Annotated in this window: 18 protein-coding genes; 7 read left to right on the top strand and 11 right to left on the bottom strand. The window is 45.0% G+C overall.

Annotated features, from left to right (window positions below):
* Positions 1–229 precede the first annotated feature (229 nt).
* The 3 genes from R7O13_RS19470 to R7O13_RS19460 form a co-directional block, all read right to left on the bottom strand.
* A complete protein-coding gene (locus R7O13_RS19470) occupies positions 230–1,174 on the bottom strand; it encodes a LysR family transcriptional regulator (protein ID WP_017634801.1) in 945 nt (314 codons plus the stop codon).
* A gap of 88 nt (positions 1,175–1,262) precedes the next feature.
* Positions 1,263–2,234, bottom strand: a complete 972-nt coding sequence (locus tag R7O13_RS19465) for a lytic transglycosylase domain-containing protein (RefSeq protein ID WP_005388330.1) — start codon at positions 2,232–2,234, stop codon at positions 1,263–1,265.
* Between the two features lie 48 nt (positions 2,235–2,282).
* A complete protein-coding gene (locus R7O13_RS19460; RefSeq protein WP_005382303.1) occupies positions 2,283–2,564 on the bottom strand; it encodes a YcgL domain-containing protein in 282 nt (93 codons plus the stop codon).
* A 197-nt stretch (positions 2,565–2,761) separates the two neighbouring features.
* Here R7O13_RS19460 and minC point away from each other — a divergent pair, with 197 nt between their 5' ends.
* Genes minC through minE form a run of 3 tightly spaced genes read left to right on the top strand, consistent with a single transcriptional unit; the run spans position 2,762 to position 4,520 of the window.
* Entirely contained in the window at positions 2,762–3,424 is a 663-nt protein-coding gene (minC, locus tag R7O13_RS19455) for a septum site-determining protein MinC (RefSeq protein ID WP_005382304.1), read from the top strand.
* Between the two features lie 17 nt (positions 3,425–3,441).
* Entirely contained in the window at positions 3,442–4,254 is an 813-nt protein-coding gene (gene minD / locus R7O13_RS19450; RefSeq protein WP_005388331.1) for a septum site-determining protein MinD, read from the top strand.
* Between the two features lie 2 nt (positions 4,255–4,256).
* Positions 4,257–4,520 (top strand): cell division topological specificity factor MinE, encoded by a 264-nt coding sequence (gene minE / locus R7O13_RS19445; RefSeq protein ID WP_005388332.1) that lies wholly within the window; start codon positions 4,257–4,259, stop codon positions 4,518–4,520.
* 77 nt (positions 4,521–4,597) lie between these two features.
* Here the strand turns inward: minE and rnd are convergent, their stop codons facing one another.
* From rnd to R7O13_RS19410, 7 genes are all read right to left on the bottom strand, one after another.
* Positions 4,598–5,716 (bottom strand): ribonuclease D, encoded by a 1,119-nt coding sequence (rnd, locus tag R7O13_RS19440; RefSeq protein WP_138939406.1) that lies wholly within the window; start codon positions 5,714–5,716, stop codon positions 4,598–4,600.
* 79 nt (positions 5,717–5,795) lie between these two features.
* Positions 5,796–7,487 (bottom strand): long-chain-fatty-acid--CoA ligase FadD, encoded by a 1,692-nt coding sequence (fadD, locus tag R7O13_RS19435; protein WP_005382216.1) that lies wholly within the window; start codon positions 7,485–7,487, stop codon positions 5,796–5,798.
* Positions 7,488–7,593: 106 nt separating this feature from the next.
* Positions 7,594–8,448: an alpha/beta fold hydrolase gene (locus R7O13_RS19430; protein WP_005382215.1), complete on the bottom strand. Its 855-nt coding sequence runs from the start codon at positions 8,446–8,448 to the stop codon at positions 7,594–7,596.
* Between the two features lie 6 nt (positions 8,449–8,454).
* Positions 8,455–9,012: a Slp family lipoprotein gene (locus R7O13_RS19425; RefSeq protein ID WP_005382214.1), complete on the bottom strand. Its 558-nt coding sequence runs from the start codon at positions 9,010–9,012 to the stop codon at positions 8,455–8,457.
* A 41-nt stretch (positions 9,013–9,053) separates the two neighbouring features.
* Positions 9,054–9,359, bottom strand: coding sequence for a hypothetical protein (locus tag R7O13_RS19420; protein WP_017819942.1), 306 nt, complete (start codon positions 9,357–9,359; stop codon positions 9,054–9,056).
* Positions 9,360–9,419: 60 nt separating this feature from the next.
* Positions 9,420–10,121, bottom strand: coding sequence for a tRNA (adenosine(37)-N6)-threonylcarbamoyltransferase complex dimerization subunit type 1 TsaB (tsaB, locus tag R7O13_RS19415; protein ID WP_017819943.1), 702 nt, complete (start codon positions 10,119–10,121; stop codon positions 9,420–9,422).
* A gap of 29 nt (positions 10,122–10,150) precedes the next feature.
* Positions 10,151–12,091 carry an ATP-dependent DNA helicase gene (locus tag R7O13_RS19410; RefSeq protein WP_005382210.1) on the bottom strand — a complete coding sequence of 647 codons (1,941 nt, stop codon included), beginning with the start codon at positions 12,089–12,091 and terminating at the stop codon, positions 10,151–10,153.
* Between the two features lie 218 nt (positions 12,092–12,309).
* Between R7O13_RS19410 and purU the strand changes: the two genes are divergently transcribed.
* The 3 genes from purU (at position 12,310) to R7O13_RS19395 (ending at position 15,342) form a co-directional block, all read left to right on the top strand.
* Positions 12,310–13,143 (top strand): formyltetrahydrofolate deformylase, encoded by an 834-nt coding sequence (gene purU, locus R7O13_RS19405; RefSeq protein WP_005382206.1) that lies wholly within the window; start codon positions 12,310–12,312, stop codon positions 13,141–13,143.
* A 206-nt stretch (positions 13,144–13,349) separates the two neighbouring features.
* Positions 13,350–14,969, top strand: coding sequence for a S1 family peptidase (locus R7O13_RS19400; RefSeq protein WP_005382202.1), 1,620 nt, complete (start codon positions 13,350–13,352; stop codon positions 14,967–14,969).
* Between the two features lie 4 nt (positions 14,970–14,973).
* Complete coding sequence (locus R7O13_RS19395) at positions 14,974–15,342, top strand: hypothetical protein (RefSeq protein ID WP_005382200.1); 369 nt, start codon at positions 14,974–14,976, stop codon at positions 15,340–15,342.
* Between the two features lie 72 nt (positions 15,343–15,414).
* Here R7O13_RS19395 and R7O13_RS19390 read toward each other — a convergent pair whose 3' ends face one another.
* The gene (locus R7O13_RS19390; RefSeq protein ID WP_167415073.1) at positions 15,415–16,011 is read right to left on the bottom strand and encodes a VOC family protein; all 597 of its coding nucleotides are present in this window, start codon (positions 16,009–16,011) and stop codon (positions 15,415–15,417) included.
* A gap of 220 nt (positions 16,012–16,231) precedes the next feature.
* Between R7O13_RS19390 and argS the strand changes: the two genes are divergently transcribed.
* Positions 16,232–17,965, top strand: coding sequence for an arginine--tRNA ligase (argS, locus tag R7O13_RS19385; RefSeq protein ID WP_054576704.1), 1,734 nt, complete (start codon positions 16,232–16,234; stop codon positions 17,963–17,965).
* Positions 17,966–18,054 lie beyond the last annotated feature (89 nt).

Below are 18,054 nucleotides of genomic sequence, written 5' to 3'. Positions count from 1 at the left end.
GAAGGCACCGGATTGTATAGCGGACTCAAAATGCTGCAAGTTGAGGATGTTAACAGTGTGAAAAGTTTAAGCGACCAATAACTGACCAACAAAATAACCAATTGAATTTATTGAAGATAAACGTTTGCTTATTTTAATTATTTCCATATGGAAAATATGTTTCTGATTCAGGAAAAATTTTTGTGAAGTGAATCACCTTATGTGTCGTTATACAACGTCATTGATCCTGTTATTTAGGAATAGAGATGTAAGGCGCCAAACGTTGGTCCCAATGACAAGGGTTGCCGATCTTCTGTTTGATAAAGTTAATCACTGCGGATATTTTTTTTGGCATATGCTGGCGGCTTGGGTATACCGCATAAAACGGCATCGACTGGCTGGCTTTCCAATCAGGTAACAGCTGTATTAACTTACCCGTTCTGAACTCATCACCCAGCAAGTAAGTGGCAAGGTAGGCAATACCCCAACCTGCAATAGCCGCATCCCGAACGGCTTCTGCCAGATCTACTGAATAGTTACCCGAGACTTTTACGTTCAATTCTTGCTGATCTTTGGTAAACGCCCACCCCGTATAGTCACGCTCCCAGCTTCTGTATATGAGGCAGTTGTGAGCAGATAGGTCATCCGGTTCTGTTGGCGTGTCATGTTTCAATAAGTAATCTGGCGATGCCGCAACAACAAACTGGCAATCCGTCAAACGCTGCGCAATGTAACCTTCAGGCAAATGCTCGTTGTTGGTTACCCATAAATCGAGCCCTTCGGCTAACATATCGACCTTATAGTCAAACAGATGTACTTCCACTTGAAGTTGAGGATACAGTTCGCGTAACTCTTGAATCGCTGGAATAATGTGTAAGGTACCAAATGATTGCGACAACCCAAGACGTACCAAACCTGCCACTTCATCCCGCTGGGTTTCCATCTCTAATGTGGCGCTGCTCACCGCTTGTACCACTTGCTCACAGTGATGAAAAAAGGTTTTCCCTGCCTCAGTCGGCGTAAAGCTTCGCGTAGTGCGTTGAACAAGCTTGATACCAAGAGACGCTTCTAACTGACTCAACTGTTTACTCACATGAGACACCGACACGCCTAAGCTCTTTGCAGCAGCTGTGAAGCTTTTGTGTTTAAGAAGAGCGGAGAAAATCACCATTTGTGCGGCACGTTCAGATAACACGCTTTACCTCGATTTGGTTATAGAAAAAACAAAGGGCTCCGAAGAGCCCTTGTATTGAAGACTGAATGCCAAATTGTTTGATGGCAGATCAGTATTTAATGCGGTCAGCCAAGTGACTCACAGCAAGTGCGAAGTAGTAAGAGCGGTTCCACTTCATCAATACGTTGTAGTTATTGTAAACCAGATACGTACGACCATTCTCGTCGTCCGGCATGATCAACCATGCTTTGATGTCTTCATCCAGTTTTGGCAACGGGCTACCGTCATATTTTGTGATACCTAATTGGCTCCACTCTTGAAGGTATTTGCCTTTTTCAGCCGTGCGCCCTTCTAGGCTGCGATCAATATTTTTAGGAACCTTAACTTGGCGACCCCAAGTATATTTATCATCCCAACCAGACTTGCTCAAATAGTTAGCGGTTGATGCAAACACGTCCGCTTCAGATTGCCATATGTCTTTTTTACCATCACCGTTGCCGTCAGCAGCAAAACGAAGGAAAGAGCTTGGCATAAACTGGCATTGACCCATCGCACCAGCCCATGAGCCTTTAAAGTTCTCTAGCTCAATATGGCCTTGATCGAGGATCTGAAGTGCCGACATAGTCTCTTTACGGAAAAACTCTTCACGACGGCCTTCAAATGCCATTGTGGATAGTGCATCAATCACTTTAAAGTTGCCGGTAAACTTACCAAAGTTACTTTCAACTCCCCAAAGCGCCACAATAAAGCGCGGGTGGACACCGTACTCATCGCCTATACGCTTTAGCTCGGTGTAATGCTCTTTGTAGAGTTGTCTGGCTTGCTTCACCTTCCATTCAGGCACCGCGCGAGGAATGTACTCATCCAATGTCAGTTTCTTTTCTGGTTGGTTTCGGTCCGCTTTTACTGCTCGGGGCTTGTACTCAACATTAGCAAAAGCAGCACTAATGACCTGCTCTGAGATACCTTTATCACGAGCTTCAGCACGCAGCTTATTCAAGTATTCATCAAAACCCTCGCTACTTGCAAAAGCCGAGGTACACATACCAACGCTAAGCATGGTAGCCAGTATCTTTTTCATATTGCCCTCCTTGAGCAAGGCAGAAATCCCAGATGAAAAACGATGACGTTATTCGCCTTTCTGCTGGGCTTTTTGTTCTTTGTACTTTTCTAATAGGTTCTCCGGCGGCGGTGGAACCTGAAGAAAGAAGCCATCATTTTGTAATGAAGCCTTCACTTTTTCGATATCAACTTGTGCCAATTTACGGCCATCAAGTTTAATCGTCATGACAGCGATAGGCTTACCGAACATCTGCATTAAGGTGTCAGGAACCTGTGAAAAATCATCCTTTTTCGGAATATAGAGATAAGTACCTTCTTTTTTCGAGCTTTTATAAATAGAACAAAGCATGACACGCCTTTTATGCTGATTTAGCCGCGTTGAGTGCGGATTAGGTTGTAAACGTCAAATTCTCGCAAACTTAATAGCAAATTTGAGATTAATTCACCTATTTGCCCCCGAGAGAACTTGCTGCGTCAAAGGATGAAATATAACATGACATACCTAGTTTAAGGCAACGCTCTTTCAATAAAGGCAAGAAGTCCACGATGACCCATTCACCAGACCTTAAAGGTAGCAGTTTTACATTGTCAGTTTTACACCTTTCTGACAATGAGATCGCAAAGACTGTCGAATTTTTGCAAGAAAAAGTTTCTCAAGCACCTTCTTTTTTTGCATCCGCGCCTTTGGTAATCAATATAGCAAAAGTACAAGGCGACATTGATTTCCCTAAGCTTAAACAAGGCATCTCAGATGCTGGTTTTATTCCGGTCGGTGTAACGGGCTGTAAAGACAAGCGTGTACAAAACCTTGCTTCCGAAGCTGGCTTCGCCATTATGTCGGCGAGCAAATCACCAAGCCAAGCACCTGCCAAAATGGCACCAACGAAAGTAGTTCGTACGCCTGTCCGCTCAGGACAACAGATCTACGCAAAAGATGGTGATTTGGTGGTGCTAGCGCACGTAAGTGCTGGTGCTGAAGTCATTGCTGACGGCTCTATTCATATCCATGGCACACTTCGAGGTCGTGCGATTGCAGGAGCAAGTGGTCAGCAGGAAGCGCGTATTATTTGCCACGATTTACAAGCAGAACTGGTATCCATTGCGGGTGACTACTGGTTAAGCGATCAAATTGAAAGCGAGTACTGGCAAAAGAAAGTAATGATCAGTAAAGCCGATGAATCATTACATTTAGAAGTTCTCGCGATTTAATCTAAAAAGGAAAAAAAATGGCACGCATTATTGTAGTAACGTCTGGTAAAGGTGGCGTTGGTAAAACCACTTCAAGCGCAGCCATCGCCTCTGGTCTAGCTCTTAAGGGAAAAAAGACCGCGGTGATCGATTTTGACATCGGTTTGCGTAACCTCGATCTAATCATGGGCTGTGAGCGCCGCGTCGTGTATGACTTTGTGAACGTCATTAACGGCGAAGCGACATTAAACCAAGCGCTGATCAAAGATAAGCGCACGGACAACCTATTTATTCTTCCTGCTTCTCAAACTCGTGATAAAGACGCACTGACAAAAGATGGTGTTCAGCGCGTATTCGGCGAACTTGATGAAATGGGCTTTGATTTCATTATTTGTGATTCACCAGCAGGTATCGAGCAAGGCGCGTTAATGGCCTTGTACTATGCCGATGAAGCCATTGTCACAACGAACCCAGAAGTCTCTTCTGTGCGTGACTCTGACCGCATTCTCGGTATTTTAGATTCCAAGTCACTGCGTGCAGAACAAGGGCTAGAGCCAGTAAAACAGCACCTTCTACTGACTCGCTACAACCCATCTCGCGTCACTCAAGGCGAAATGCTAAGCGTTGAAGACGTAGAGGAGATCTTACATATTCCACTACTGGGCGTGATTCCAGAAAGCCAAGCCGTGCTTAACGCGTCAAACAAAGGTGTGCCAGTCACTTTTGACGATAACACCGATGCGGGTATGGCTTATTCTGACACCGTTGATCGCTTATTAGGCAATCAGGTTGAATTTCGTTTCCTTACTGAGGAGAAGAAAGGACTCTTTAAACGACTCTTTGGAGGCTAGACATGTCATTATTAGAATTTTTCCGTCCACAGAAGAAAACTTCTGCGAATCTAGCTAAAGAGCGTTTGCAAATCATTGTCGCAGAGCGCCGCAGCCAAAATGATCCTGCGCCGTCTTACTTGCCTCAATTAAAAGAAGACATCTTGAAGGTGATCAGCAAGTACGTGGCAATTGATCCAAATATGGTTGACTTAACATTTGAGCACAAAGACGACGATATCTCAGTTCTTGAGCTGAATGTGAAGCTACCAGACGAAGAAAAGTAATCAGTTTCTCTCGCCAGACGAATGCTCTAATTAGAACGAAAAAGGTTGGCATCGAGGCCAACCTTTTTCATCTTTCATTACTTTAATGCTTTGTTCATCTTGTCGCCGAGTAAATCCAAACGCCACCCTTGCATCAAATCAGGCAATACTTCTGGGTCACGATCTTTTTTCCAAACCCAACTGATCAACTGATTGATCTGCTTTTTAGAGGCAAGGAACTCCGTGGCTAAACCTGACTTCTGCGAAGCCGATTTCACCAAGTCTTTCATATTTTTGAAGACCTGCTTGTAACCCGGATAGTCCATTAAACGCTCAATTTTCGCAGGATACTCTTCAGAAGGTGTTTGCTTCGCTTGTTTAACAATCGCGGCAATCTTCGCGCCATGGCGGTTAATCGCTCGGATATCAATATCTTCTGCTTCCATCTTCTTAAAGTTCGTTAAACCAAGACGAGCGACCGTTAATAGATCACCTTCTTTGAAGATAAAGTTCAGCGCTAAATCTCGTTTGATTGCTTCACGATAACGCCACGTCGCCAATGGCTTTAAAATCGCCAGCTCAGAAGGTTTTAATTGCCAAGCGCCCTTAATATCAAGGTAGGCATGCTCTTCATTGGTTACGCGAATACGTTTCGAAACGAGTAAATCACTTTCTTGCTGTACAGCTTCCCACCAACCTGCTTGCGTCACCTTATCGAACAGCTTTTCGTATAACGGTAACAAGTAATGAACATCTGCGGCAGCATAATCTAATTGCTTTTGTGTCAGTGGACGAGCCATCCAGTCGGTACGTGATTCACTTTTGTCGAGCTCTACGCCTAAATATTCTTCCACCAGCGAAGCGAAGCCTGTCGATAGGCCGTGACCGAGAAAAGCGGCCATCAGCTGCGTATCCACCATAGGGAATGGTGTACAACCAAAAGCGTTTTGGAAAACTTCTAAATCTTCACCACATGCGTGCAGCACTTTTAGCACAGAAGTATCTTTTAATAGCGCTACAAACGGCGTCATATCCGTTAATTCAGTCGGATCAATCAGCGAGAGGCGATTACCATCGAAAAGCTGAATCAGACCTAACTGCGGGTAGAAAGTGCGAATACGAACGAATTCGGTATCCAGCATCACTACGTCTGCCTCTCGGGCATGAGTGCAAACCTCTTCTAGGTCTTTGTTTTTAGTAATAATTTGATAGTTCACATACTTCTCGCTATAAAAAATGCCAGCAAAACGCTGGCATTCTATCATTTTTTAAATATCTCGACTCGACGAAATCGGCTTATGCGCTTTTCTTCGCAAGTTCAGCGTCATTCTCTTCGCGTAAAACACGACGCAAGATCTTACCGACATTGGTTTTAGGTAAGTCTTCGCGGAATTCAACCAACTTCGGAACTTTGTAGCCAGTTAGGTGTTCTCGACAATGCGCGATCACTTCGTCTTTGGTCAAGCTCGGATCGCGTTTCACGACATAAATCTTCACTAATTCACCAGACACTTCATGCGGCTGACCAATAGCTGCAACTTCAAGTACTTTTCCGTGTAGTGCTACAACGTCTTCGATTTCGTTCGGGTAAACATTAAAGCCTGATACTAAGATCATGTCTTTCTTACGGTCAACGATATGCAGGAAGCCTTCGTCATCGAACTTAACGATGTCGCCGGTTGATAGCCAGCCGTCTTCGTTAATCGTATCTTTCGTTGCTTCAGGTCGTTGCCAGTAACCTTGCATAACCTGAGGACCACGAACTTGAAGTTCGCCAGTTTCAGTATTCGCAAGAGCGTTACCTTCTTCGTCCACGATACGAACTTCTGTTGATGGTACCGGCAGACCAATAGAGCCATTGTATTCAACAAGATCATGCGGATATGCCGCCACCAACGGAGAACACTCTGTTAGACCGTAACCTTCGAGCAAATAGCAACCCGTGGTCTTTTGCCATCTTTCTGCCACTGAGCGCTGCACTGCCATGCCGCCGCCAACGGCTAAACGTAGATTACTGAAATCCAACTCGTGGAAATCTTCATTGTTGACCAATGCATTAAATAAGGTATTCACGCCCGTAATCGCAGTAAACGGATGCTTTTGTAGCTCTTTCACGAACCCTGGAATATCTCTAGGGTTGGTAATAAGTAAGTTACGACCACCCATTTCGACAAACAGCAGACAGTTTACGGTAAGAGCAAATACGTGATACAGCGGTAATGCTGTTACGACTAATTCACGCCCCGGAGATAAAACCGGTCCGTACGCGCCTTTTGCCTGTAGAACGTTCGCAATCATGTTGCGGTGAGTCAGAATCGCGCCTTTCGCGACACCTGTCGTCCCCCCCGTATATTGCAGGAATGCAATGTCATCCCCAGACATAAACGGTTTAACGTATTGTAGACGACGACCTTTACGTAGAGCCTGACGCATTGAGATTGCACCAGGTAAATCGTACTTAGGCACCATGCCCTTAACGTACTTCACGACAAAATCGACAATCGTACCTTTCGCTCGTGGCAGCATTTGACCAAGACTGGTTAACACTACGTGTTTGACTGGTGTTTTATCGACAATTTGTTCTAACGTATTCGCAAAGTTAGACACAATCACAATCGTCGTCGCACCTGAGTCATTCAATTGGTGTTCAAGTTCACGAGGAGTGTAAAGTGGGTTAACGTTTACGGCGATACAACCTGCACGCAAAATACCAAACAACGCCACTGGGTATTGCAGTAGGTTTGGCATCATCAGAGCAACACGGTCACCCTTTTGCAGTTTTAACTCGTTTTGCAGATACGCTGCGAATGCGCGACTACGCTCTTCCAATTTACGGAAGGTCATAACCGAGCCCATGTTCATGAATGCTGGTTGGTCTGCATATTTTTGTACAGACTGTTCAAACATTTCTACCAAAGACTCATATTGCTCTGGATTAATGGTTTCAGGTACGTCACTTGGATAACGTGAAAGCCATGGTTTATCCACGATGTTACTCCTCGTTTATAACTGGCTAAAAAATAGCGTCCTTTTTATTTTGAAAGCTATTACAGCACAGCGAACGTGCTTGAGCACGCAACTCTCAAACACTTGTTTAAATTTTGTTAACTACACCAAGAATTCGCGTTGCGACCTCGAGTATTTGCTCTAAATGACAGTGATGACCACCCTTGACAGAAACCACTTGCGGTGGGTTCTCTCCCCAATCAGCTTGGTTAGATGGTAAATTCTGAAATCCTTGATCGCCTAATACAATCAAATGAGGACAACGTATTTGGCTGGTAATCGAGTTAGCATGCGCTTGCGCCATTCGGTAAAGCGACGCACATTTTAACTTGGCGTCATGCCGCCAATACCATTTATCTCCTCGCTGCTCTGTTCCACGCTCGACTATCGGTAGAAGTTGCTCAGCGGTTAATTGGTTGGCTTGCATGCGTAATTTTAACGCCAGATCGAAGGAGGCAATGGCTCGCTCTGGCTTGTTTTGCTGTCTTATTCGACTTAAAACGCCATCGCGAAGACGAGGCAAACTGTTAGTAGGATCCTCATGAAGAGGTCCTGCTCCCTCAATTTGCACAAGAGCTTCGACCTGCTCTGGAAACGCTGCACTATAGCAACTTGCGATTAAAGCACCAAGTGAATGCCCTACTAATATCAGTCTGTTTGGTGATAATTCGTCCAAAAACTGATACAAATCGGCAATATAGTCGTGAAAGGGGTAATAATTATCGTGAGATTTATGACTCGATAAACCGTGACCAAAATGATCGATGGCGAGGAGGTGTAAGTGAGGATTAAGTTGATTCAACTGCTCCATGAGCGCTTTAAAGCTGCCCGCATTATCTAACCACCCATGAAGAAAAACGACTGACAAGTCAGCCGTTTTCTCGTTCCCTATCTCAAGGGCTGCCATTTTGCCGGCAGGAAGCTCGAATTGACGCTCATGCATCGCAGATTATTTGACCTGTTTTATCACTTTACCGTCTTGCGGGAAATCATTACGCCACATGCGGCAGTTAATCGAGTAACATGGGTAAAAGTAGGTTGGCGAGTCATACATGCGTACACGTTCTTCAATTTTCCATAAACGGTACCCTTCCCCCTTAATTACTGGGAAGATGTAACCGTGCTCACCGATCTTTCCTTCTTCTTCCCCTGCTCCTTTGCCTACAACCGTCACCAAACGGCCTTCACTAAAGGCGACAGGCTCTAAATAGCCATCAAAATAGGCGACAAAACGCCCCGTAGGCTCTTCATCAATATCAGGTTTACCAGACTTACTGATAGGAAGGTTTACAATCTCTAGACGCGTTTTATCTTTAAAGTTATCCACTTTAGCGATGATTCCACCAAGGCGAACATCTTCACTCACTTGCCCCTGAGACTCAGCAAACGCTTTATAGTCTGTAACGACCAATTCTGTGCTTGCATTTAGCTCCTCTGGCAAAGAGCTACACGCAGACAAACCAACCGTAGCAAATAATGCGAGAAAAAACCGTCCAAAAACCTTCATAAACCACCTTTCAATATTAGTAACCCCAAGCTGGGGAGATCTCACACGTAAATATCGACACCAAGTAATTGAGCCAGTTCCTCTTTTTTAGCTCGATTCATGACGTCCATGTACTGCTCCATTGCTTTACGTGCGCCCCCTTCAGGAAGGTCATATTGCACTTGAGCTCGGTGAATTTGGGACTCATCCACGTGTTTTATGGAGTGCGCCACGGCGTTAGCAACCTTTGAAGGCTGACCTACAGGCTGCTTTGTTTGTGATTTATTTACCTGCTTCTTTTGACTGGCTTTATGAGTGCGATTTGCACCGGGAATCAAAGAAGGAGGCAAGCCATTAATCGACGCCATAGCACTCCATAAAAATACAGGGCAAACGCCCTGCTTTTTGTCAGGTTAATGAAAAACGGACTATTCGCGACCAGGAAGTTTTTTCCATGTCACATTATCACGTAAATAAACAGGGCTCGAATCTTCGACCGGCACGGTATTACCCTTTTTAAATTCTTGTTCAGCAAGAATCACGATGTCTTGTGAATCAGGGTACAGAACGTCACTATGCGTCAAATTAAACGGTAGGTCTGCTAATACTTCTTGGTAAGCATCCCAACCAGTACCTGCTGTCGTCCACGTTTTGTCGTCTGCTTGTGCTTCTTCAACGAGACGTGCTGGTGGAATTACGCACTCTGCATCCATCTCTGCCCACTCACCGTTTGCTTGGCGAGTGTAACGTGCCCAGTAAACTTCACCCATACGTGCGTCAATAGCCACAGCGACATCGGTCACACCATGTAAGCGATAGCTACCTTGAGCCATTGCAGCCAGCGTTGAAACGCCGATCATAGGTAAGTCAGCACCGAACGCCAAACCTTGTGCGATACCAATACCGATACGAACGCCAGTAAAGCTACCTGGACCACGTCCAAACGCTAACGCATCCAGCTCTTGTAGAGTCAGGCCAGCTTCTTTGAGTACTTCATCAACCATTGGCAGTACTTTTTTGGTGTGATCGCGTGGTGCAACCGCGCTACGTGAAATCACTTGATCATTAGCCAACAACGCAACTGAACAGTTTTCAGTCGCTGTATCGATAGCAAGAATTTTTGCGCTCATTTAACTCTCTACAACTCTCATTTATTGGGTTATGCCTCAGCACTTGCGTCTGTGACAGATTGTTCTGCTTTCAGGAATGCTTTGATTCCATCTAAGTCTCGCGTCCTTGGGATAGGTGGTAGACTTCCGAGGAAAATACCACCATAGTCTCGCGTGACGAGGCGATTATCACAAATGATCAACGCACCGTGATCCTTCTGATCTCGAATTAATCGCCCGACTCCCTGCTTTAACGTAATCACTGCATCCGGGATTTGTACTTCAGCAAATGGTTCACCGCCACGTAATCGACAATCCTCGATACGGGCTTTGAGTAACGGATCGTCAGGGGCGGTAAACGGTAATTTGTCGATAATAACACAGCTCAGCGCATCACCTCTAACATCAATCCCTTCCCAGAAAGCGCCCGTCGCCACGAGTAAAGCGTTACCCAGTTCCATAAACTCCGCCAAGGTTTTCTGCTTACTCATCTCCCCTTGCATTAACACAGGCAGCTCAAGTACTTCTCGGAACTTCTCACCTAGTTCACGCATCATGCTGTGCGAGGTACATAAAAAGAAGCAGCGACCATCATTTTCTTCAATCACCGGAGCAAGCATTCGGACTAACTTATCCGCTAAGCCGTTACTGTTTGGCTCTGGCAAATACCTTGGCACACAAAGGCGCGCTTGCTTTTGATAATCAAAGGGGGACGGCAGAGAAAATTGCTTTGTAGGCTTGAGGCCAAGGCGCTCAGTAAAGTGCTTGAAATCGCCCGATACGGCTAGGGTTGCTGACGTGAAAATCCAAGCGCCTTGTTTAATCTCTATTTGCTCATGGAACTTGTCCGCGACAGAAAGAGGCGTAATGTGCAGAGCGAAATGACGAGGCGAGGTATCGTACCAGTATGAGTAACCGGTAATATCGACATCACATACCCGGTCGATACGGCCTTTGATCAAATTTGCTCGTTCAAAGGCGGTATCCAGTAATTGACTGCGCCCTAAGGCTATTTTGAGTACATCAATCGCCAATTCGAGGCTGTCAGTTAAGCGCAATAATTCTCGCTTAATAGAACCTGATTGCAACGCCTCACGCCAGTTGCCACGAAAGCCTGGCTCACCCAATACAATCCGCATGTCCATTGCGCTTTGCATGAGTTTGTCGCCCACTTTTTGCAATTGACGCATATCTTTGGCTTCGGTGCGATAGGCTATTTCAATGTCTTTGGCAAGATCGTGAATTTGGCGGCTTGAAACTGACTGGCCGAAATATTCGCTCGCAATATCTGGCAACTGATGAGCTTCATCAAAAATAAACACATCGGCTTCTGGAATCAGTTCACCGAATCCTGTTTCTTTGATCGCTAAATCAGCAAGAAACAAGTGATGGTTCACTACAACAATGTCGGAATCCATGGCTCGCTTACGCGCTTTCAATACAAAGCAATCGGTGTAGCTCGGACATTCTTTACCTAAACAGTTATCATTGGTTGAGGTGATAGTCGGAATGATCATGCTGTCTTCTGGCAGATCATCACAATCACCAAGGTCACCTGTTTTGGTTTCTGATGACCAAGCACGCACTTTAACCAGTTGAGTTAATAACGTCGGGTCAGATTCATTAGTGTGGCTTTCGACCATTTGGCGGCTCAAACGATCCAAACACAGATAATTAGAACGCCCTTTTAATAACGCCACTTGACCATAAAAACCAAGCGCATTGACCATGAGCGGTAAGTCCCGATGGTACAACTGCTCTTGCAAGTTTTTCGAGCCTGTACTGATAATCACTTTTTTACCGCTCAACAGCGCAGGGACTAGGTAGGCAAAGGTCTTACCGGTTCCGGTTCCTGCCTCCACCACCAACTGGGTTTGATCTTTGATCGCACTGCTGACGGCTTCCGCCATATCGATTTGTGGCTGACGAGCTTGAAAGCCAGGAATGGCCTTACCTAACGCGCCATCAGAGGAAAAAGTTTTTGCGATCATGCTTGGTATTGAGTTTGAAAAATTATCGAGAGTATATCAGAGGAATAGGAGTGACATCAGCCCACAATCTGACCAGCTTGCGGCGACACGCGGATATTTTGTTGAAACCAACGTAAGAATAGATTATTTATGGTGAAACATGGCAGTACAGTTACACCCGCCAGGGAATAATAACAAATTCGTACGCTAAAATATTAATGCATGGAAGTACCTGATTTATGGAAAAGAAAACACTGTTGACCCACTGTTCTGACGCCCCGGGTCTCATCTCGAAAATTACTAATATCTGTTACAAGCACCAACTCAACATCGTTCACAATAACGAATTTGTTGATAATACCAGTGGCCACTTTTTCATGAGAACGGAGCTAGAGGGATACTTCAACGATCAAACGTTTCTTGCCGACTTGGACCAAGCTCTCCCGCAAGGTGCTAAGCGTAAATTGGTTGGCTCTCGCCGTAAGCGCATCGTCATTCTCGTCACAAAAGAAGCGCATTGTTTAGGCGATATTCTGATGAAAACCTACGATGGAAGCCTAGATGTTGAGATCGCCGCTGTGGTGGGGAATTACGACAAACTGCAAACTCTCACTGAACGCTTCGACATTCCTTACCACCATGTGACCCATGAAAACCTTAGCCGTGAAGAACACGAGCAGAAGATGCTAGAAGTGATCGATCAATACGATGCTGACTTTTTGGTGCTAGCTAAATACATGCGCGTATTAACGCCGACGTTTGTTGAGAAATATCACCACAAAATCATTAATATTCATCACAGCTTCTTACCTGCTTTTATTGGCGCGAAGCCATATCAACAAGCTTACGATCGCGGTGTGAAAATCATCGGTGCAACAGCACACTTCGTGACTAATGATTTAGATGAAGGGCCGATCATCAAGCAAGACGTAATTCCTGTCGACCATACATTCAATGCCCAAGATATGGCGCAAGCGGGACGCGATGTAGAGAAGAACGTATTGAGTAAGGCTTTGAATAAAGTGATCAATGACCACGTCTTTGTTTATGGGAATAAGACAGTGATCCTGTAATCCCTCCGTACTAGTTACAACGATAGTGAAACCCGTCCAACTTGGCGGGTTTCATCTTTTCAGAAGATCCCCCCTCCAATTCTAACCATCAAAGTTAAACCGATACGTTATAATTTTTCATTTCTCCACAACTATTTACTGAGAGAATGATTCCGTTTATCATTTGCCCTCCTTATAATAAACCACGTTAATATTACGGAATTAAAATGAAAAAAACGTTAGTGGCTTTTCTGATTGGGCTGACTTTACCAGCAACCACAATCGCAGATACTCTTGAGCCTGTTCAGAATGATGTATCCACTCGCATTATCGGCGGCGAACCTGCCAACACTTCCGACTGGAAATTTATTGCTTCACTGGTACGTAAAGGACAACCTACATCTATTGGTCACTTTTGTGGTGGCAGTTTCCTAGGTGGAAAATACGTATTAACTGCTGCGCACTGTGTGGAAGGTCTTAATGCGGACGATCTGGATATCGTTCTTGGTCTTTATGACAAAAACAGAGAGTCTCAAGCACAGCGCATCGCCATTAAAAATATCTATTCACATGATGAATATAACAACATAACAACGAACAATGACATCGCTCTTATTGAATTAGAACGCAATATCGATAGCGCAACTATTGACCTGGCAACGCCAGAACTTTTAGATAGCGTACGCGTAGGAGACAAGTTGCACGTGGCTGGATGGGGAAATACGTCCACGACAGACCGAATATACCCAACCGTTTTACAACAAGTAGATTTGGAATACGTAGATCGAGCTACCTGCCAAAACCTACCAGGAAACTACTCTAATGTATCAGATGACGGTATTTGCGCCGGATACTATTGGGGAGGTAAAGATAGCTGCCAAGGAGATAGCGGCGGTCCACTCATCGTTGATGATAACGGTATCAACAAATTGCTAGGCGTGGTCAGCTGGGGGGATGGATGTGCTCAACCAAACGCTTATGGTGTTTACGCCAACGTCGCTCATTTTCAACACAATGGATGGATAGATAGCCATCGCAATACTATCAGCTTCACTAAGTACCGAGATCTTCGTTTCGTTGAGCGAAAAGCGCAGCAAGAGACCTTTACTATTCGTAATGACGATACTATCCCATTCAACATCTACCAAAGCACAATATCATACGGAAGTACCATCGAGAAAAGCACTTGTACTGGTACCTTAAAGCCTTCGCAAAGCTGTCAAATTACCGTCGGCTACCAACCTAGCTATTCGGGATCAGAAACAACGATAGAGCTCTTTACCGATCATCCGAAACTGTCCAGACTCACAACAACTTTCGAGTATTCAGGTGTAGATAAAGCAAGCAGATCAGTGCGTAATGCCATTCCGCTAGCAGACGCAAATGTTTATACCGGTCAAAACGCTTGGACGGCTGAAAATGGTGAACTGCAATCAGCGGATATGGGAGCTTATCCTGGTGTATCTGAGCTGGTTTTGACCGATCTTCCGAAGGGCAAACTTACCATGGATCTCAAAGTAATGTCCGATGGTTTTGATTACTTGTTCATCTTAGTTAATGGTGAAATTTACGATAGCACCAACCAACTCCTCGATTATAAAGAGATCCAGATCGATCTTTACAAAGCATCTAATACGATAACGTTTGAATACGTCCAACACCCGTTTTCAAGTGGCATTTACAGCGCGCAAGCATTTGTTCGCAACATAAATATGTCAGTCAGCACAGATAATACGGGCGATGCTGGTAACGACGTTAATAAAAAGTCTAGTTCAGGCGGCAGTTTATCTATTGGCCTACTGGTGTTAATGGCTGCAGGTTCATTCGTACGACGCAAAAAAAGGTAACGAGATGAAACATAGACTCAAGATATTCCTACTTGGTTTGGGCACTATCAGTTTAACTGCATGTTCAGCAAACGCAGGACTGCAAACAAACCAGACGTCTGAGCACCAAGCAATGATGGTAGAGACTTATAGGACAAGTGAGAGTCAAATTTCATTTATCACAGAGTCTAACGGCTGCAGTAAGAACGATGATTTTAGCCTAAAAATAGAGCAAAGCTCACAGACAGAAGCTCTTATTACTATCGTTAGAGACAAGGCGGATCATTGTAAACGAATGCCGTTTGCCAAAACTTTTACACTGCCTTTAGATGAAGAGTTGAAAGGCAAAAAACTTTCCATTACCAACCCAAAAAGCAAGTCACTGGCTAAATAGTGATTCGCTTACGAAAGGGAGCCTCGGCTCCCTTTTTGCCTATCGCAACTCAGCAATTCTCACCCTAGCGTTTTACGCCTGCTCAGACTCCACAATACGCTTAAGTGAATGCGGGTGCAGCTTGATACAAATGCCTTGGTACTTAAACGCCACCGTTGGGTTGTTCAAGCGTTCGCCATCCCCTTTCGGGCTCGACAGTTTGATCTTCACACCCAGCTCTTCCAACTCATTAAAACGCGCCCCAAACGCTGGGTAAGTATGTTTCAAATCAGCAAGAAACTCGTCTGCAGTTTCGGTATGAGACGGAATAACAAACTCCACATGTTCCCAGCTTTCAGTTGGGTAGATTTTGCCTTCCGCAGGGTATGGCAGTTCCAGACACTCTATCTTCCAGCCACGGCTTTCTAACGCTTTGTCGAATTCAATAACAATAATCGGGCGACCGTTGATTTTCGCTTGTGAAATCACCTTACCGTATTGATTCCATGCTTCATGCGCGGCTTTTGCTGTTTCAGTATCATTAATTCGCAGCGCAATATGGTCAGCTTGAGCAAAGCTCAGATCCAGTTTTAACAGGGATGCAAGCTCTTCAATCTTCGCCATAAATGCATCCAGATCTTGGATCATCAATTTAGGCGCTAGGCGTTTTTCAACTAGTTGAGTCGTCATTGTGGTTCTCTTTTGGGGCGATTTATCTCATTACTCTGAGCGCAATAGTAAACGCAAACCAAACCACATTTCCATTCAATCGAAAAAGTATAAATTTCCCCAATTCCTCTCTGTATGAAAAGCAATAAAGTTGTTATCATTAGCCCCATTTTTGTGAACTCCAACAGAACTCGGCACTTACTTCGCCGAGTTCTTCGTCCTTGAATTGAAGGAAACGCGTGTGAATATCCAAGCACTTATTAATGACAAAGTATCTCAGGCTCTAGAAGCCGCTGGCGCACCTGCAGGCAGTCCTGCGGCAGTACGCCAATCAGCAAAGCCACAATTTGGTGACTACCAAGCAAACGGCGTAATGGGCGTTGCTAAAAAACTGGGTACTAACCCACGAGAATTTGCACAGAAAGTACTGGATGTTCTAGACCTAGATGGTATTGCGAGCAAGACAGAAATCGCTGGCCCTGGTTTCATCAACATTTTCCTAAGCGAAGAGTTCCTAGCAAAACAAGCGGAAGCAGCACTGGCTGACTCACGTCTTGGCGTTGCAGAAGACGAAGCTCAAACTATCGTTGCTGACTACTCTGCACCAAACGTTGCTAAAGAAATGCACGTTGGTCACCTACGTTCAACCATCATCGGTGATGCGGTAGTACGTACTCTTGAGTTCCTAGGTCACAAAGTGATCCGTGCGAACCACATCGGCGACTGGGGTACTCAGTTCGGTATGCTTATCGCAAACCTTGAGCGTGTACAACAAGAGTCTGGCGAAGTTTCTATGGAACTTGCGGACCTTGAAGGCTTCTACCGCGAATCGAAAAAGCTGTACGACGAAGATGAAGACTTCGCAGTAAAGGCGCGAAACTACGTTGTGAAACTGCAAAGCGGTGACGAGTACTGTGCAGAAATGTGGAAAAAACTCGTTGATGTAACCATGATCCAAAACCAGCGCAACTACGACCGTCTAAACGTGTCACTGACTCGTGACGACGTGATGGGCGAGAGCATGTACAACGACATGCTTCCTAAGATCGTTGCAGACCTAAAAGAACAAGGTCTTGCCGTTGAAGATGATGGCGCGCAAGTTGTATTCCTAGATGAATACAAGAACAAAGATGGCGAACCAATGGGCGTTATCGTTCAAAAACGCGATGGCGGTTTCCTATACACAACAACAGACATCGCATGTGCAAAATATCGTTATGAAGAGCTAAGCGCAGACCGTGTGCTTTACTTCATCGACTCACGTCAACACCAGCACCTAATGCAAGCTTGGACAATTGTTCGTAAAGCAGGCTACGTGCCAGAGTCAGTATCTCTTGAGCACCACGCGTTCGGCATGATGCTTGGTAAAGATGGTAAGCCATTCAAGACTCGTGCGGGTGGTACCGTTCGCCTTGCCGACCTTCTAGATGAAGCAGAAGTTCGTGCAGCACAACTGATCGAATCTAAAAACCCTGAGCTAGATGCGGAAGAAAAAGAGAAGATCTCTAAAACAGTTGCAATGGCAGCGGTTAAATACTCTGACTTATCTAAACACCGTACGACTGACTACGTGTTCGATTGGGACAACATGTTAGCGTTTGAAGGTAACACAGCACCATACATGCAATATGCATACACTCGCGTAGCTTCTATTTTCGCTAAAGCTGGTGTTGCTATGGACGCTCTCCAAGGTGACATCAAAATCACTGATGAGAAAGAGAAAGCACTTATTGCTAAGCTTATGCAGTTCGAAGAAGCGGTTCAATCTGTCGCTCGCGAAGGTCAACCACACATCATGTGTAGCTACCTATTCGAACTAGCAGGTCAGTTCTCTAGCTTCTACGAAGCGTGCCCTATCCTAGTTGCTGAAGACGAAGCAGTGAAACAAAGCCGTCTGAAACTAGCAGCGCTAACAGCGAAGACCATCAAGCAAGGTCTGTCTCTACTAGGTATTGATACTCTAGAGCGCATGTAAGCGATTCGAGAATCGAGAATCGAGAATCGAGAATCGAGAATCGAGAATCGAGAATCGAGAATCGAGAATCGAGAATCGAGAATCGAGAA

The sequence above is a fragment of the Vibrio sp. Y176 genome, from assembly GCF_033438945.1.
This window is presented reverse-complemented; position numbering and strand designations above follow the sequence as displayed.